Raw genomic sequence first — 15,670 nt, 5'->3', positions numbered from 1 at the left:
ACTAGCCGATTCGCACTTACTGAGTTTTTCAGTACACTGCCACTTCAACGAACAACCTCTTCTTGAAGTTAGGCGGCACTCATGCAATCGCTGGAAACGCTCGACTGGCTGGTTATCGGTGGCTACTTTGCTTTGCTCGGCCTGCTAGCTTGGTGGGTCATTCGTCAAAGCAAGGATACCACTGACGATTACTTTCTTGCAGGTCGGCACCTAGGTTGGTTCATCGTCGGAGCGTCGATCTTCGCTTCGAACATCGGCTCTGAGCATCTCGTTGGCCTAGCTGGCTCGGGGGCTACTGATGGTGTGATCTTCGCGCATTACGAGCTTCATGCGTGGTGTTTGCTGGTGCTAGGCTGGATCCTTGTGCCGTTCTACATGCGGTCGCAAGTATTCACGATGCCGGAGTTCTTAGAAAAGCGTTTCTCCGCGACCTCGCGTTGGATGCTTTCGGTGATCTCGTTAGTCGCATACGTGCTAACGAAAATTGCCGTGGGCATCTTCGCCGGGGGAATCGTGTTTCGCACCCTCCTGCCGGATTTCGGTTTCACCGTTGGCGAGCTGAACATCGATAGCTTCTGGGTCGGCTCGATCCTCGTGATCCTGATGACTGGCCTTTACACCGTCTTGGGTGGGTTCCGCGCTGTCGCCTATACGGAAGCCGTGCAAACCTTGGTGCTGATTCTCGGCTCGGTTCTCGTCACGTACTACGGTTTACAGGAACTCGGCGGCTGGTCGAAACTGCGCGAAGTCTGCGGTAGCGAGATGTTCAACCTCTGGCAGCCAATGATGCCTGAGGAGGTCGAAGCGACCTGGGAGCCCGTTCGCGAAGAGACCCGTGCGGCTTGGTACTTCGACAATTCACCTTCGCAATCCATCTATGGCGATCGAGGTGTTTACCCTTGGGTCGGCATGCTGTTCTGCGCACCGATCATTGGTCTCTGGTATTGGTGTACCGACCAATACATCGTTCAGCGGGTCTTGGGTGCCCGCAACGAAACGCAGGCCCGCCGTGGGAGTATCTTCGCGGCCTTTCTAAAGCTGCTGCCGGTCTTCATTTTCATCATCCCAGGGATGATCTGCTTTGCACTGGCCAAACAGGGCGAAACCGCCGGACTTGATGTTTTGATCGATGAGAGCGGCCAAGTCGTGCGGGGCGAAGCCCAAGCGGCCTTCCCGATGATGGTGATGAATGTCCTGCCTGCCGGCATCCGCGGCATTGTCGTTGCCGGGCTGCTTTCAGCGTTGATGAGTTCGCTCGCGGGTGTCTTCAATGCCTGCTCGACGTTGTTTACCATTGACCTCTATAGCAAGCTGCGCCCCGATGCCACGCAGAGCCAACTCGTGTGGATCGGCCGTGTCGCGACGGCAGTGATGGTTGCTCTCGGATTGGCTTGGGTGCCGGTAATCGCCAACCAGTCGGGCCTCTACGGATATCTACAAAGCGTTCAAGCGTATCTTGCCCCGCCGATCTTCGTCGTATTCTTCGGCGGCATCTTCTTTCGCAGGGCAAACTCGAAAGGCTGCCTAGCCGCTTTGATCGTTGGCTTTGCTCTGGGCCTATGGCGGCTGGCTATCGACACCCCCGTGAGCCTCGGCTGGAAAGGCTACGAAGACGGTTATGCACCAGGAAGCCTGAACTATGTCATCAACAACATGTACTTCCAGTATTTCAGCCTGCTGATCTTTCTGGTGAGCGCAGCCGTCATGGCGATCGTCAGTTGGCTCACGGCAGCTCCCAATTACCAGCAGATAAAAGGCCTGACCTACGGCGAAGTCTCGGAAGAAGACCTCTCGAAAACGCGCGCAAGTTGGAGCGGGCTCGATGTGGTTGCCTCGGCAACGGTAGTTGCCGCGATTATCGGGGCGTATGTTTACTTCAGCGGATAGTCTTCAAGCTGATAACGTAAACATTAGGCCACGGATTGCACGGAGAACACGGATGGAAATCGTGCCTTCTGTTCTTCAAATTTGTGTCATCCGTGCGATCCGTGGCTAACTTTGGCATCGCTACTCTTGATCAGCTTCAATCGCGAACAGATGCGACTGACTGCTTATGTACAGCACTCCGCCAGAAACAATCGGTGTGCTGTAAACCGTTGCCCCCATGTAAGGTTGCCCGTAGAACGGAACCATCTCGCTCTCAGGGTCATCTTCGTACTCGGGCTTCATGGCTTTTTTGGGGTCGGCTGAATGATTGAAGATTGCCATCTCGCCATCCTCGTCGCCAATGAAGACCTTGCCGTCAACGATCAATGGCGAGCCCCAAGCCGCTGAGAGCATGTCGTAGTTCCAATTGAACTTGCCAGTCTTGGCGTCGAGGCAGTGGAACAGGCCACTAAAGTCGGCGATGTAGAGGACGTCGTCCTTGATGGCGACCGTACCGCAACTGCGGTGCATGGTCTCTCCGAATTCAAGTTCGCCGTCGCCGTTCTTGTCGAACCCTTCATAGTGCCAGATCACCGCGCTGTTAGGGTTCGGTCGAGCGAAGTCTCCCTCCTCAGGGATCACCGCTTGCACGCGTTTGTGAGGGATGATCTTGTCGGGGTCCTCCGAGTTGTAAGCCAACTCGGGACTAACATCGCCTTCTTTATTGGGGTCGATGCACCAAAGATGACCGACGCCCTCGCCGTGTTCTGGGTCTTGGCCGACGGCAACGTAAACGTTCCCTTCGTACACAACGGGTGTTGCGATGATGTTATTCCGCGTTCCCTTGCCCATAAGTTCCCATTTCGATTCCTTGGGATTCGCGTCAAATCGCCATAGCAGTTTCGGACCACCCTTCCCGTCACCAGCAGGGTCAAAACTATAAACCCAGCCATCGCCGCCGCCGAAAATCACCTGCGCTTGGCCATTGATTTCCGCGTAAGTGGGCGAAGACCACTGGCCGTGGAGGATGTTCAGGCCCGGTGAATTATCGGTCCACAGAACCTCGCCGGTGTTCTTGTTCATCGCAAAGAAGCTGGGGGCCTCAGGCGCAGGAATGTAGTTGTGCTCGACATCAACGCCATTGGAGGTGTTCACAAACAACACATCGCCCGCGGCAGTCACCGAGCAGCTACACATGTTGTGCTGCGAGATCTTCAGCTTTTCCATCATGTCGAATACCCAGACGACATCCGACTCTTCCTTCATGTTGTACTCGTGCCCCTTCTCCTTGATGATCGCCTCTTCTTCTTTGAACGGACCATCGTTCTCGTCGTCGTGGAATCCGGCAGTATCGACACAGCGAACTTCACCACGACTGGTCACAAACCACAGTCGATCGCCTTCGACGTAGCTCGCGGAACAAATCCCTTGCAAAGGCCAATCGTGGACGCGGCCCGAAGGGAGCTTCTCGCTACTGTGCTGCCAAAGGAATTTGCCCGTTTCTAGATCGAAACAGAGCAAGCAGCCGAGGTCGACGTCCGAAGGATAACGTTTCAGCCAACCGCCACTGTTGTTGGTACCAATGAAGATTCGTCCATCAGCCACAACCGCATTGCCGTAAGACTGCGAACCGAGTTTGGCGACCCACTTGATGTTCTTCGCGTTCGTGGAATCCCACTCGCCCGTCTCGTAGTCGAAGTCGCCGATCTCCCATTCGGTGGGAATGCCTGACGCGACGGGGACGTTGTTCCGTTGGGGCGTGCCGCCCCACTGAGGCCAATCACCGGTCTGCTCCGTGTCAATCGCGTTGGCTGCTGTGACCGTCTTACCAACGACGAGGTCTAGGCTGAAACTGCTTAACCAACCTGCGGTTGCAGCAAGTGTGAGGGCGAGAATCTTCTTTGGTTTTGTATTCATTGAGGTTATTGCTGCTTGCGTTTTTGATCGTTTAGCCCGAAGCCGCAGGCGACGGTTTTTCAGAATTGCTTCATGTTACGGGTCGCCTTCGGCTCGCCGCTGAACACACCACTATTCATTCGGTGTCACGGTCACGTTGTCCACATAAAACGGCGCTGGTCCGGCATTGCCGTAGAGGCCCGGACTGCCCTTGCTGATGGGTCGCTCATCGGTCATCTCGACGGTCCACTTGGTGGGTTCTTCCTCATCGCGAGGCCAAACCTTGCCTTGGACATTCGCTGAATATTCGTCCGCAACGACTTTCAGCTTCAACCGATACCAAACATCCGGCTCAGGCTCAAAGTTCACCGTCGCAAATGTGCGATGATCGTGTGGGCTCCAACTGTAAAGCCGAAGTTCCTCATTCGAGGAACGTACGGTCAGTGTGTAACCACAGTTGTAAACGCCGAAGTCACCCAAACTGCTATCCTTCTCGGTCAAACGGACGTCGGCTTGGATCGTATAGTCGCTCATGTCGGAAGGCCCCATCCACATGTCGCTGCGGGTACCCAGCTTGTTGTCTGCCTTGCGTGGTACGGGAAGCACATCCGGCTTGAAAGCCACTCGCTCGCCATCAACCTCCTCAGGAACGTACCTGACGCGACCGCCAACCCAAGAGAGCGGCATCTTATCGCCGCTCTCAAAGTCGAACTCCCAAGGCAGCGGTGGAATGATACGCACACGGGCAGTCCCCTCGACGTCGCCCACCTTGCATTTGATCAGGGCGGCAGTGTGGTGTGCGCTGGTTGAGGCCATAAAGTTGCCGCTGGCATCAATCTCCCCAGGGCCACTGACCGTAAAGCTTGCTTCTTCGCCGTTCGCTTCACCGAGAAACTGCCCCGCAGCATTATAGGTGCGGACCGTGTAGGTGAGACTCTCACCCGGCTTAAGCAAAGCATCGTAGGGAATCACTTGCACCACGGCTGGCGTCTTGTCGGTGATTGGGTCCTCTTGCGGCAATTCGGGCAAGGGATCGTAGCTTGCTTCTTTGCCGTCGGAAATGCAATAGAGCGAATCGGAAGTCGGCAGATAAATCCGCCCCTCGGCAATGATGGGCGAACCGTCATTCGAAGCCTGCCCCGGGAGTTGCACACGGTCAAGGATTTTCACTCGCTGACCGTCGGGCTCCAGCACGTACCAGCGACCGCCGTTGGTGCAGACATAGACTTTGCCGTCTGACACGATGGGCGAGCTACGTTGCACGCGGCCCAAGCTCTGACGGCGTCCGATTGGCTTTCCCGTTTTGGGATCAAGCGTATGAAGCTTGGCCCCGTCGTCAACGACCCAGAGTTGATCGGCGATCAACACCGGCGAACACTTCCCCGCCATGATCTGGTAGCGTTTCCAAAGCTCTTTACCGGTCAGATCGCCACGTTGCGTTGCATCCAGCGCCACGACCGCCCCCATCGCGGTGCCGACTGTGTTCTCTTGATTCTGCGACATGTAAACCGTGTTGCCGACCACCAGTGGTGTCGCATCAAGCCCGCGTCGCGAGAAGGGATAATTCCACAGTCGGACGCCGGTGCGCGGCTGGAAGCCCCACACGCCACCATCGCCCGAGCCAAAGATCAACTGCTGCACGCCGCCCACTACCGCGATCGTCGGCGTGCTGTAGGTCGTATCGTACGGCGAAATGCCCGTCCCGTTGAGCCAGCGTAGGTCGCCGTTGGCTTTGTCAAAGCATAAGAAGCGGTGAGCCGGCTTCGCCAGCGAGCCGAACTCCGGCGTATCGCCCCAGCCAATCACCACGGCACTAATGAGCACGGTATCTTCAAACACCAGCGGCAGATTCGTGCGCCCGCCGAAGGTGTTGAGAAAGCCAAATTCTTCTTGCAGACTGCGGTCCCAAACAACTTTGCCGGTATCGCCTTCCAAGCAACAAAAATAGTTACCGACGCCCATCGCGTAGACGCGACCCGTTTCGGGATCCACCACGCACGAGGACCAAGCGACGCGGGTATCAGGGACATCGGCGGCGTAAACGTTAAACGCATGTTCCCAGATATCCTCGCCCGTCTTCGCGTCAACGCAGATGACTTTCTCTCCCTCGTTCTTCGTACCCGGTTTATCACGCACCAGCGTGTAAAGCTTGCCATCAAAAACTACCGGCGTGCTTCGGCTCCCTAAGTCCTCGCGCTTCCAGAGTAAGTTGCTCCCCTCGCCACCGCGAGGGCTCCACTTGGTCGGTAGACCTTTGGCTGTCGAACTGCGATTCTGTTGAGGGCCACGGACTGTCGCCCAACCACCAGCAGACGACTCAGCGAACGCGTCGCTCGTCGGGCTTAATAGCAAGCCGAGAATGAGGATTCGTAAACAAAGATTAGCGTAGCGAGGAAGTGACTCGATCACTGCAAGCTCTTCGGGGAGAGGTAGGTAAGGCGGGGGCGTGAATGCCGGAGGGACTATTGTCTTGGTTGGTGCATGACTCGACAAGCGGACGTGCTGCTAGTGAGAAGCTGTGACGATTAGGGCATGGTTTCCCCGGAAGTCGACTCTTCCGACTGCTGCGTAAACTGACAAAGACGATCGAATCTGCACGTCAACTTAGGTAAACCATAGCAGCTTTTCCGCCCTATTTCTACTCGCTCGCACAGCTCCGCCAACGGACAACCAGTATCGCAAGAACCGCTTCGCGGACCGGCAAAGTTTACCCAACAGTTGACCTAAACCACTTGCTGAAAATTACTTCCGCATCCTCAAGCGCCTGCTTTCTCAGGGCCGATAGTCCGTGATGTCGCTTCATGGTGCACCGTTAGTTCACAGCGAGGTGCAGCAAAGGAACGAGGCGACGCCCACCTCTCATTGCGAGTGTTGGACTCCTGGCCCAGATGAGTTTCGAGTCATGGATTGGCTCGACCAGGTTCGACACACTGCCCGGGGACGGCCGCAATGAGAACCACGTGTCGAAGTTGCCCACTTGAGCTGGGTAGCCCGACTCCCGCCGCTCTGCCAACCCATAAGGCGCCACGCCACTCGCTCAAAGTCAACACGACACACCAACGCGAGAGTGCGGAGCATACCAGCGAAGTCGACGACTTCCGACACACCCACCTTAAGTGTCCCCAACGTTATAGGAGACGTTGATCGATGAAAGGTAAACTGTTAGGAGCGCTCATGTTGAGCATCTGTCTGACAAGCCAAAGCTACGGCGGCTTGATGGACAAAATGCTCGGTTGCGGCTGTGGCTGCGACTCCTGTGAGCCCCAATGTTGCTGCGAGAAGTCGTGTGGCTGTGCCGACGACTGCTGCGGCTGTGACGATGGATGCTGTGGCGATGGATGCTGCGAAGCCTCTTGCGGATGCAGCGACAACTGCTGCGAAGCTTCCTGCGGTTGCGCTTCGAGCTGCTGCTGCAAGAAGAAGCGTAGCTGCTTCTTGAGCAAGCTCTTCAGCCGTAAGAGCAAGTGCTGCTGCGAAGCCTCGTGCGGATGCTCAGACGACTGCTGTGGTGATGGCTGCTGCGGTGACGGATGCTGCGAAGCTTCCTGCGGTTGCGCCGACGACTGCTGCGGCGATGGCTGCTGTGGTAACGGTTGCTGCGAAGCCTCTTGCGGATGTGCTGACGACTGCTGCGGCGATGGCTGCTGCGGTGACAGCTGCTGCGAAGCTTCCTGCGGTTGCGCTGCTCAAAGCTGCTGCTGCAAGAAGAAGCGTACCTGCTGCTTGAGCAAGCTCTTCAATCGCAAGAAAAGCTGCTGCTGCGAAGCAAGCTGTGGCTGCTCAGACAACTGCTGCGGCGATGGCTGCTGCGGTGACGACTGCTGCTGCGAAGCTTCTTGCGGATGTGCCGACGACTGCTGTGGCGATGGCTGCTGCGGTGACAACTGCTGCGAAGCCTCGTGCGGATGCAGCGACGGTTGCTGCGAAGCAAGCTGCGGTTGCGCTTCGAGCTGCTGCTGCAAGAAAAAGCGTAGCTGCTTCTTGAGCAAGCTGTTCGGTCGTAAGAAGTGCTGCAAGTCTTCTTGCTGCGAAGCTTCTTGCGGATGCTCGAACGGTTGCTGTGAAGCTTCTTGCGGATGCAGCAACGGCTGCTGCGAAGCAAGCTGCGGTTGCAACGATGGCTGCTGTGGCGCCGCTCCAAGCTGCGGATGCACCGCTGGTGCTTCTGCTGCTTCCTCGGCTCCCGCTGAAGTCAGCGTCCCAACCGAAGCTGCTCCAATCCCACCCGCGCCAGTTGCCGATCCAAACGCACGGATCGCTCAACCTCGCAAAGTGGTTTCCGCTAGCTTTGTTCGCTAAGAATGGATAATCGACTCGTCGAACGAATAGGCATCATGCAGGACACTTCGACGAGCTAAGGAATCACTTGGATTCCCCCTCTGAGGACCTGTCTCGGGCTTTCGGGCCTGGGGCAGGTTCTTTTTTGTTGGCGAACGACAAGTTGCTATTGAACGTAATTCTAATGCCCGCTTGAATCGCCGCTTGACATGTTTATGTCTATCAGCTTTCGGCTGTCAGCTCTCAGCTTTAATGAGGTAGCCGCGAGCTAACAGCTCGCCGGAGAACTCTAACACGCTTGCTATGCTCAAACGCTCACTTGCCACCGTTTTGCTCGCTTGCTCATGGGTAAACTTTACGCACGGCGAAACCGCAAGCGTCGCGGTGAACGAAAACCCCGCACAAGAAGCGCTCGCCAAGAATTTTAGCACCCTCATCCGGCAAGCCATCCCCGAAGCTTACGACAAACAGAAGGACTGGGGCACAACGAAGCGGATCACGACCGGCTTGCGGACCGAAGGAAAGGGCTTCAAAATGAAACTCCGCCGTCGCAAGAAAGAGGTCAACCACGGCACGTGGAAACACTACCGAATCAAGCTCGTCGAACCAGAAGAGAATCTAAGGGTTGCAATCACTGGTCTGCGCTCTCTAGAAGCAGGGCGAATCGGATTCACTTTGAAAGTTGCGACAACGCTCGATGCTTGGGCACGTGCGAAAGTCTACAACTATGGCGTTCACCTGATTGCACTAGAAATCGTCGGTGACTTGCGTGTCGAATTGGACCTCGACTGCGAACTAGGCTTCACGGCCAGCAAAGTCAAGGACAAACCGGGCCTCGCGCTTGATCCAAGAATTACCGACGCGCGCCTGAAACTCGTCGAGTTGAACCTGCGACGTGTCAGTAACGCCAAAGGCCCCCTGGTTCGCGAACTGGGGGACGCGTTACGTAAGCATATCGAGAGCGAACTGACCGGGCCGAAGCTTACCAAGAAGCTTAACCGAGCCATCGACAAGAAGCGCGATCGACTCGTGATCGAAACCGGCAACCTTTGGGAAGACGATTTCTGGAAACGTGACTGGTGGCCGAACTTAGAGAGCGATGATAAGGAAACCGAAGCGAGTGCAAACTCAGCGCCGAGCAAGCTCGACGGCTAAACACTACGACGACTCACCAGCTTCTTCCGCGACGCTTGCGTCTTCGCCGTCACCACCCTCAACACGCTCCTCGGCCTTACGCCGCACCAGGTAGAAGTGCTCGCTAGGAAGTGTGATCTCATGAATCCGAAAGCCAAACTTGTCGCCCAACTTCACTGCTTCACCGACGGCTATCGGCTGATTATCAACGAACAGCTCAAGTGGCTCATCGCATCTTTTCGTGAAGGTCAGAATGGTGCCCGGCCCCATCTCTACGACGTTCTTCACTTTTTCCTTCTTCTCGGCCAACTGAACACGGACCGGCAGGCTCACTTTTAGCAAGCTACGGGTATACGCTGGCAGCGCAGCTTCCGTGGAGTTCGTTTCGGCAGTGGGGGCGTCGGTACTCATGGTCTCTGTTACTTATCGGCCCTCACGCAGGTAAAACTTTCCCAGAAGGTAAAGTCGTTGCTAGCCTTAGCCCTCCTGGCATGCTAGCTGTCCTCGGCCAGACCGTTCTTCTACAATGAAGCCCTGGCAACCGACCCCAATAGCGTATTCTCCCGCAATGACCACTCTCGCCGAACCTGCACCAACTCACGAACTGAAGCCCTACAAGTCGCTGGAAAACGATGCGCTGATTGAGCGTATCGAGGCCGTCCGCCAGCAGATGGGGCCTGAACTGCTCATCCTCGGCCACCATTACCAGCAAGACGAAGTGATCGCCCGCGCGGACCTGACCGGCGATAGCTACAAGCTGAGCCAACTGGCTGCCGACAGCGCCGATTGCCGGGCGATTGCCTTCTGTGGCGTTCACTTTATGGCTGAGACGGCTGACATCCTAGCCAACCGTCCAGAGAAGCTCGCCGAACGCAATGGCAAGCGTGTCCGCGTGATGCTTCCCGACATGGCTGCCGGCTGCTCGATGGCCGACATGGCAGGCATCCGCCAGATTGAAGACGCCTGGGACGAGCTCTCCGAGGTAATCGACACCGAGAAAATCATCCCCGTCACCTATATCAATTCGGCAGCCAGCCTAAAAGCCTTCGTCGGCCAACACGGCGGTATCGTCTGCACCAGTAGCAACGCGAAGGCGGCGCTTGAGTGGGCGTTCCAGAGGGGCGAGAGGGTGATGTTCTTTCCTGATCAGCATCTAGGTCGGAACACCGCCTTAGGAATGAATATCACCGAAGAGCAGATGCCCGTGTGGGATCCGTTCGCTGAAGACCTCGGTGGAAGCACCGAAGAGCAGATCACGGGCAGCAAAGTGATCCTCTGGAAGGGCCATTGCAGCGTTCACCAAATGTTCAAACCAGAGCATGTGGCGATGTTCCGCGAGCAGCATCCGGGGATCAAAATCCTCGTTCATCCCGAGTGCCCGAAGGAGGTCTTCGAGCTAGCCGACGAGTCGGGCAGCACGGGCAAAATCATCGAGTGCGTCGAATCTGCCCCTGCTGGCACGAAGTGGGCCATTGGCACCGAGCTCCATTTGGTAAATCGTCTCAAACAAGATCACCCCGAGCAGGAAATCCACTTCCTGTCGCCGGTGGTCTGCATGTGTGCCACGATGTACCGGATCGATCTCGCACATCTCTGCTGGACTTTGGAGAATCTTACCGCTGGCACGCCAGTGAACACGATCGAAGTCGACGAGGAAACGGCCCGGTGGTCGCTGGTCGCCTTGGAGCGGATGTTAGAAGTTCGCTAGAAACACGGTAAGCCCTTCGCTAGCAAACCGAGAAATCGGACAAAATCAGCCAACTTCGGGCAATTTGTACTGATTCTCACTAATTTCGCGAATCGATATTGCCTACAATGGGTTTTATCGCAATCGGACGGGACTGCCCGGCTCAGCGCTTCTGCTCTGCTAGGTTGCTTCCATAAACCTGGAGACTTAAGAAACATGAAAACGCTTAGCTACTCTCTCGCTGTGCTGGCACTCGCTAGCTTCTGCTTCGCCTCCGCCGACTTTGCCAAGAGCAAGAAGAAGGAAGACAAGGAAGAAAACACGATCGCCCACTGCGGCAAAGACGATTGCAAGGGCAAAGATCACGACAAAGAAGAAGAGCTACTCGCCCACTGCGGAAAAGATGATTGCAAGGGCAAGGATCACGACAAGGAAGAAGAACTTCTAGCTCACTGCGGCAAAGACGACTGCAAGGGCAAAGATCACGACAAGGAAGAAGAACTTCTGGCTCACTGCGGCAAAGACGACTGCAAAGGCGATGATCACGACCACGACGAGGAAGAGTTGGTCGCCTAGTCTCCACGCCAAAAGTAGAAACATTAAACGCCAGTCAACACATTTGTTGGCTGGCGTTTTTTTGTAACTCCACGCTCCGCGTGGAACAGCACTCTCTAGCAATTCAATCTCAGAGGAGAAGCTGATTCTCCAGTCAACGCTGCTATTGACGATAGCATCTTTGAGGCGGCGTCTTTTATCCTGAAAGATAAGAATCCTTGCCAGAGATTCCAACCAAGCGGAGCGCGGTTTTACGATTCGTCAACGAGCCGCAATTCGACCCAACACGAGGGGTCTTCCTCATAGGGAAATCCAGGCCCGAGGCCCAACGTCTGCAGACCCTTCTCGCGATCGAGCAGCGCGTAGGTAAAGCCGAGTCGTGGTTGGCCGACCGGATCGTAGCCACCAAGCGCGTCGGCAATCGCAAACACCGTCAGGGTGTAACCTTTACTGGTGACCTTGGAGGCAATCTGTAACTCGCGTGGACGCGTTGGCCTGGCATTTTCGCGGGCCCGATTGATGAGGATCTGCTCAGCGATCGGTTCCGCCTCGCCTCGTCCTGTGCCTCGCGGCAGAAAACAGAAGCGATGGCAAAAACGGCTCGCCCGATGCACATTGAGTGTCGCCCGCGTATCGACCCAGACTTGCAGCCCGTCGCTTTCTTCAAGCCGCCCTTCCCGACACCAGGGTAATTGCGATTTGCCTTCAACCGCCACCTGCCAAACAAGCCCCTTAACGCTCCAGCCCATTCGCACGTCGGCGATGGTCGGCTGTCCGTCAAGCTCGCCAAACTCCGGCAATCGGTACTCCTCACTCAGTTTGATTTTCTCGACCGTCTCTCCCTTCTTTGGCTCCCACCGCTGCACATCCACGGCCAAACGAAACATCTGCCGCGGCGGAAGGAGCGAGGTGTCGAGGGGAGTCGTGTCAGACATTAGTGAGGGGTAAGGGGTGGGGACCAAAGGGGAGTGTGCATTTAGATTAGCCCGCGAGCTACGCTCGCGCGGAATTAACCCATGCTAACGCGACCAACCTAAAAGAAAAACCGGCGACCTCCTAAGAGGACGCCGGCATGAGTAGCAAACCTTGTGTTTCAACAACTCTTAGAAATCGGAATCCGAAAGTGGTGGGCTCATAAAACCCTGCAGGTAGTTCGGCGGACTCCCTGTCGTTGTGTCCTCGGTTTCCCGGGCCTTGGCTCCGACGGGTGTCATCAGTTGTTGATAGACCTGATAAGAAATGGATTCATCGAGTGTCTTGACACCACCGTCACAAAATGCCGCGATAAAAATCCCTGGATGATCACTGGCAGGCCTAGCGTAAATGAATCCAGCCGCACCATAGGATGCCGGAGCGGGACTGGATTCTCGATTAATCGGAGCCATATAGCCATCCGCGAAAACCGTCAGAGGACTATTAGAATTATATTCCCAGACGAATCCGTAACGTTGCTCCGGATTCAAGGTCATTTCAAATGGTGCTGATCCTTGAAAATTCTCAACGACAGGACCAAGCCAAGTACTAGGCATGCCTGTTGAACCAACAACATCGTTGTCTTTATGGATATTCTCCGTAAGAAGAAACGTCTGAGACGCACCGTCCTCCATGTCGGCCCCGGGACGTACTTCGGGGCCTCTTCGGTGGGTTCGCTGGTCATGTCCTACACCATTTGGCTTCAAGTCACTAGCGAAAGTACCTCGCATGTCTCCCGAATTGGGCGCCGGATCGTGCATGCCCGAATTCATCACATAGGTCAGAGCGGCGAGCTTATCGTTCGTCAGTGATTGGCTCGGACAAACGTACTCTTCGATCTTCGGGAGATTGTTGTAGATCGCTGCATTATTCATGCTGAGAATGACATTCGAGTCAACGACCTGATCCCACAGCCCTTGCCGATCAAGCTGGCTTAGCAACTTCGCTGACCAAGGTATGGGGATTTCATTGTTACCGACCGCGTTCGCCGAAGCTGGCCCGAGCTTCTGCATTTGAGCCCAACCAGGGTATGCTCCCTTGCTACCCGTGGTCGCGTAGCTCTGCATTGCTAACGAGATCTGTTTCTGGCGATTCGTACACTGTGCTTGCCGAGCGCGCTCCCGAGCAGCTTGAATCGCCGGGAGCAATAGCCCGACCAACACGCCGATAATGGCGATCACAACCAACAACTCGACAAGCGTAAAGCCACTGGGCTTCTTGTCTGAAAAATTGGTACGCATGGAGATTGACTTCATGGCATAAGTCCTCTGAGAGAAGTTCTGTTCCGGTCCGTGCAATTTGCGCTGCTCGGACGATGAGCGGCCAATGTGACCCGACTCTGCCGCTCTTTTGCCCTGACTGACCAATTATCACCCAAATGGGCCAATAATGCCAGTCTAAGGCATATTTCCCGCTTGGGGCTTAGCCCCGGCTAAGCCCCAGGCGGTTGAATCAGTGCCTGAAATGCCGCTTTCCGGTGAACACCATCGGCAGACAGTGCTGGTTGCAGGCAGCGATGACTTCCTCGTCGCGGCGGCTCCCGCCGGGTTGGATGAGGGCGGTCACTCCCGCTTCAGCGGCCGCGTGGATCGAATCGTCGAACGGGAAAAACGCATCCGAGGCCAGCACCGAGCCTTGCACCCGGTCGCCCGCCTTGCGGATTGCGATCTCAACAGAGTCGACGCGGCTCATCTGGCCGGCTCCTGCACCGACCAGTGATTGATCACGGGTCAGTACAATCGCGTTGCTCTTCACATGACGGCAAACGGCCCAGGCGAATTCCAACTCCGCCTGTTGCTCTTCGGTGGGTTGGGCCTCGGTGACGACTTTCCACTCGCCGGGCTCGTCCGGCAGATCGTCCCCCGTCTGGCAAAGCATCCCGCCATCAATCTGCCTCCATTGGTACTGGCCGTGACCGGGCGTAACTTCGCCGACGGTCAGGAGCCGAACATTCGCTTTCCACTTCGGCTTGGTGGTGAGAATCTCCAGGGCTTCGCCAGTAAATTCGGGCGCCACAATCGCCTCAACAAATTTCCCCGGCTCCGCCAGACACTCGGCCAGCGCTGCATCCACGGGCACGTTGACTCCCAGCACCGAACCGAACGCACTTACCGGGTCGCCAGCCCAAGCTTTCTCAATCGCTTCGCCGAGGGTCGCAGCCGTGGCGGCTCCGCACGGATTGTTGTGCTTCAATACAGCGACTCCAGGGGAGGGGAGTGAACGGGCAATCGCTAGAGCCGCATCGAGGTCAAGATAATTGTTATAGGAAAGCTCTTTGCCGTTGAGCTGTTCGGCGTTGACCAAGCTGTTCGGCGAGGCGCCGTCGAACTCAAAGAGAAAGGCCTCCTGGTGAGGATTCTCACCGTAGCGGAGGGAATCGCGATGCACGAGTTCGATGGAAACCTCTTCGGGGACCTGCAAGCCCTCATCAGCGGCTTCTGCTTCCTCCTCGCTCACGAATTCCAGGTAACTACTGATCGCCACGTCGTACATTGCAGTCATGGTAAAGGCATCGAGCGCGAGCTGGCGACGCAACTCGGGCGTCGTCGAACCATTGGCTTTGATCTGCTCGGCAATTTCTGAGTACTGCTCAGGTGAAGTCGCAATGGTCACTGACGCATGGTTCTTCGACGCCGATCTCACCATCGACGGGCCGCCAATGTCGATCTGCTCAATTGCTTCCTCAATCGTCACATCCTCCCGGGCGATTGTTTCCTCGAAGGGATAGAGATTCACCACTACGAGGTCGAACATCTCGATGCCATGCTCGCGCGCGGCAGCCATGTGACTCTCATCATCGCGGCGACAGAGTAGCCCGCCATGGACCCTCGGATGGAGCGTCTTAACCCGACCATCCATCATCTCGGGAAAGCCCGTGTAATCGGCCACGTCTCTTACAGGCAGGCCCGCATCTTCGAGATGCTTTCGCGTGCCACCCGTGCTAAAGAGTTCGATGCCCGCGTCGACGAGCGTCTTCGCGAACTCAGCTAGTCCGGTCTTGTCGCTGACGCTGACGAGGGCACGTTCGATTTTTGGGCTAGAAGAATCGGGCATTGCAAGCTCTGAGGGTTGGCTCCAGTAAACTCTTGTCTCGTGACGAGCGGATTACGATAGCAGTGCGAGCAACCATTTTGAAGGAGCGATGTATTGCTCAGCAGCCGCAGTGCTACGCACTGCTGGTCTTCGAGGCTTCAGAAGGTTTCGCGACTTGGAAAAATCTACACGAGAGAAAAGGCAAACTTCCGGCAGTGCGTAGCACCGCGGCTGGCAGCAGATTCTGTC

At 56.2% G+C, this 15,670-nt stretch carries 12 protein-coding genes; 4 read left to right on the top strand and 8 right to left on the bottom strand.

The window, feature by feature from the left end; translation table 11 throughout:
* The first annotated feature begins 81 nt into the window (after window positions 1–81).
* Window positions 82–1,887 carry a sodium:solute symporter gene (locus tag RIB44_19420; protein ID MEQ8618749.1) on the top strand — a complete coding sequence of 602 codons (1,806 nt, stop codon included), beginning with the start codon at window positions 82–84 and terminating at the stop codon, window positions 1,885–1,887.
* Between the two features lie 120 nt (window positions 1,888–2,007).
* Here RIB44_19420 and RIB44_19415 read toward each other — a convergent pair whose 3' ends face one another.
* The 4 genes from RIB44_19415 to RIB44_19400 all read right to left on the bottom strand — a co-directional run bounded on the left by RIB44_19415 (window position 2,008) and on the right by RIB44_19400 (window position 7,916).
* A complete protein-coding gene (locus RIB44_19415) occupies window positions 2,008–3,783 on the bottom strand; it encodes a PQQ-binding-like beta-propeller repeat protein (protein ID MEQ8618748.1) in 1,776 nt (591 codons plus the stop codon).
* Between the two features lie 111 nt (window positions 3,784–3,894).
* Entirely contained in the window at window positions 3,895–6,171 is a 2,277-nt protein-coding gene (locus tag RIB44_19410) for a PQQ-binding-like beta-propeller repeat protein (protein MEQ8618747.1), read from the bottom strand.
* 1,083 nt (window positions 6,172–7,254) lie between these two features.
* Window positions 7,255–7,452, bottom strand: coding sequence for a hypothetical protein (locus tag RIB44_19405; protein ID MEQ8618746.1), 198 nt, complete (start codon window positions 7,450–7,452; stop codon window positions 7,255–7,257).
* Entirely contained in the window at window positions 7,449–7,916 is a 468-nt protein-coding gene (locus tag RIB44_19400) for a hypothetical protein (GenBank protein MEQ8618745.1), read from the bottom strand. Before RIB44_19400 ends, RIB44_19405 begins: the two co-directional genes overlap by 4 nt.
* Before the next feature lie 427 nt (window positions 7,917–8,343).
* Here RIB44_19400 and RIB44_19395 point away from each other — a divergent pair, with 427 nt between their 5' ends.
* Window positions 8,344–9,195 (top strand): hypothetical protein, encoded by an 852-nt coding sequence (locus RIB44_19395; protein ID MEQ8618744.1) that lies wholly within the window; start codon window positions 8,344–8,346, stop codon window positions 9,193–9,195.
* A 3-nt stretch (window positions 9,196–9,198) separates the two neighbouring features.
* Here RIB44_19395 and RIB44_19390 read toward each other — a convergent pair whose 3' ends face one another.
* A complete protein-coding gene (locus RIB44_19390) occupies window positions 9,199–9,585 on the bottom strand; it encodes a FliM/FliN family flagellar motor switch protein (GenBank protein MEQ8618743.1) in 387 nt (128 codons plus the stop codon).
* Window positions 9,586–9,742: 157 nt separating this feature from the next.
* Between RIB44_19390 and nadA the strand changes: the two genes are divergently transcribed.
* Entirely contained in the window at window positions 9,743–10,882 is a 1,140-nt protein-coding gene (nadA, locus tag RIB44_19385) for a quinolinate synthase NadA (protein MEQ8618742.1), read from the top strand.
* A 195-nt stretch (window positions 10,883–11,077) separates the two neighbouring features.
* Window positions 11,078–11,437 (top strand): hypothetical protein, encoded by a 360-nt coding sequence (locus RIB44_19380; protein MEQ8618741.1) that lies wholly within the window; start codon window positions 11,078–11,080, stop codon window positions 11,435–11,437.
* Window positions 11,438–11,667: 230 nt separating this feature from the next.
* On the opposite strand, the gene RIB44_19375 is transcribed toward RIB44_19380, so the two are convergent.
* The 3 genes from RIB44_19375 to purH all read right to left on the bottom strand — a co-directional run bounded on the left by RIB44_19375 (window position 11,668) and on the right by purH (window position 15,442).
* On the bottom strand, window positions 11,668–12,351 hold the full coding sequence (locus tag RIB44_19375) for a hypothetical protein (protein MEQ8618740.1): 684 nt from the start codon (window positions 12,349–12,351) through the stop codon (window positions 11,668–11,670).
* A 168-nt stretch (window positions 12,352–12,519) separates the two neighbouring features.
* Entirely contained in the window at window positions 12,520–13,644 is a 1,125-nt protein-coding gene (locus RIB44_19370) for a DUF1559 domain-containing protein (GenBank protein ID MEQ8618739.1), read from the bottom strand.
* A gap of 196 nt (window positions 13,645–13,840) precedes the next feature.
* Window positions 13,841–15,442 (bottom strand): bifunctional phosphoribosylaminoimidazolecarboxamide formyltransferase/IMP cyclohydrolase, encoded by a 1,602-nt coding sequence (purH, locus tag RIB44_19365; GenBank protein MEQ8618738.1) that lies wholly within the window; start codon window positions 15,440–15,442, stop codon window positions 13,841–13,843.
* Window positions 15,443–15,670 lie beyond the last annotated feature (228 nt).

The organism is Lacipirellulaceae bacterium (assembly GCA_040218535.1).
GTDB lineage: Bacteria > Planctomycetota > Planctomycetia > Pirellulales > Lacipirellulaceae > Adhaeretor.
The sequence above is the reverse complement of the archived record's forward strand: the minus strand, read 5'-3'. Positions and strand labels throughout refer to the sequence as shown.

Excerpts from the sequence above, each read along its gene's own strand:
- RIB44_19390 (MEQ8618743.1), bottom strand. The coding sequence starts at position 9,585 with ATGAGTACCGACGCCCCCACTGCCGAAACGAACTCCACGGAAGCTGCG.
- nadA (MEQ8618742.1), top strand. The coding sequence starts at position 9,743 with ATGACCACTCTCGCCGAACCTGCACCAACTCACGAACTGAAGCCCTAC.
- RIB44_19415 (MEQ8618748.1), bottom strand. The coding sequence starts at position 3,783 with ATGAATACAAAACCAAAGAAGATTCTCGCCCTCACACTTGCTGCAACC.
- RIB44_19395 (MEQ8618744.1), top strand. The coding sequence starts at position 8,344 with ATGCTCAAACGCTCACTTGCCACCGTTTTGCTCGCTTGCTCATGGGTA.
- RIB44_19375 (MEQ8618740.1), bottom strand. The coding sequence starts at position 12,351 with ATGTCTGACACGACTCCCCTCGACACCTCGCTCCTTCCGCCGCGGCAG.
- RIB44_19380 (MEQ8618741.1), top strand. The coding sequence starts at position 11,078 with ATGAAAACGCTTAGCTACTCTCTCGCTGTGCTGGCACTCGCTAGCTTC.
- RIB44_19420 (MEQ8618749.1), top strand. The coding sequence starts at position 82 with ATGCAATCGCTGGAAACGCTCGACTGGCTGGTTATCGGTGGCTACTTT.
- purH (MEQ8618738.1), bottom strand. The coding sequence starts at position 15,442 with ATGCCCGATTCTTCTAGCCCAAAAATCGAACGTGCCCTCGTCAGCGTC.
- RIB44_19370 (MEQ8618739.1), bottom strand. The coding sequence starts at position 13,644 with ATGAAGTCAATCTCCATGCGTACCAATTTTTCAGACAAGAAGCCCAGT.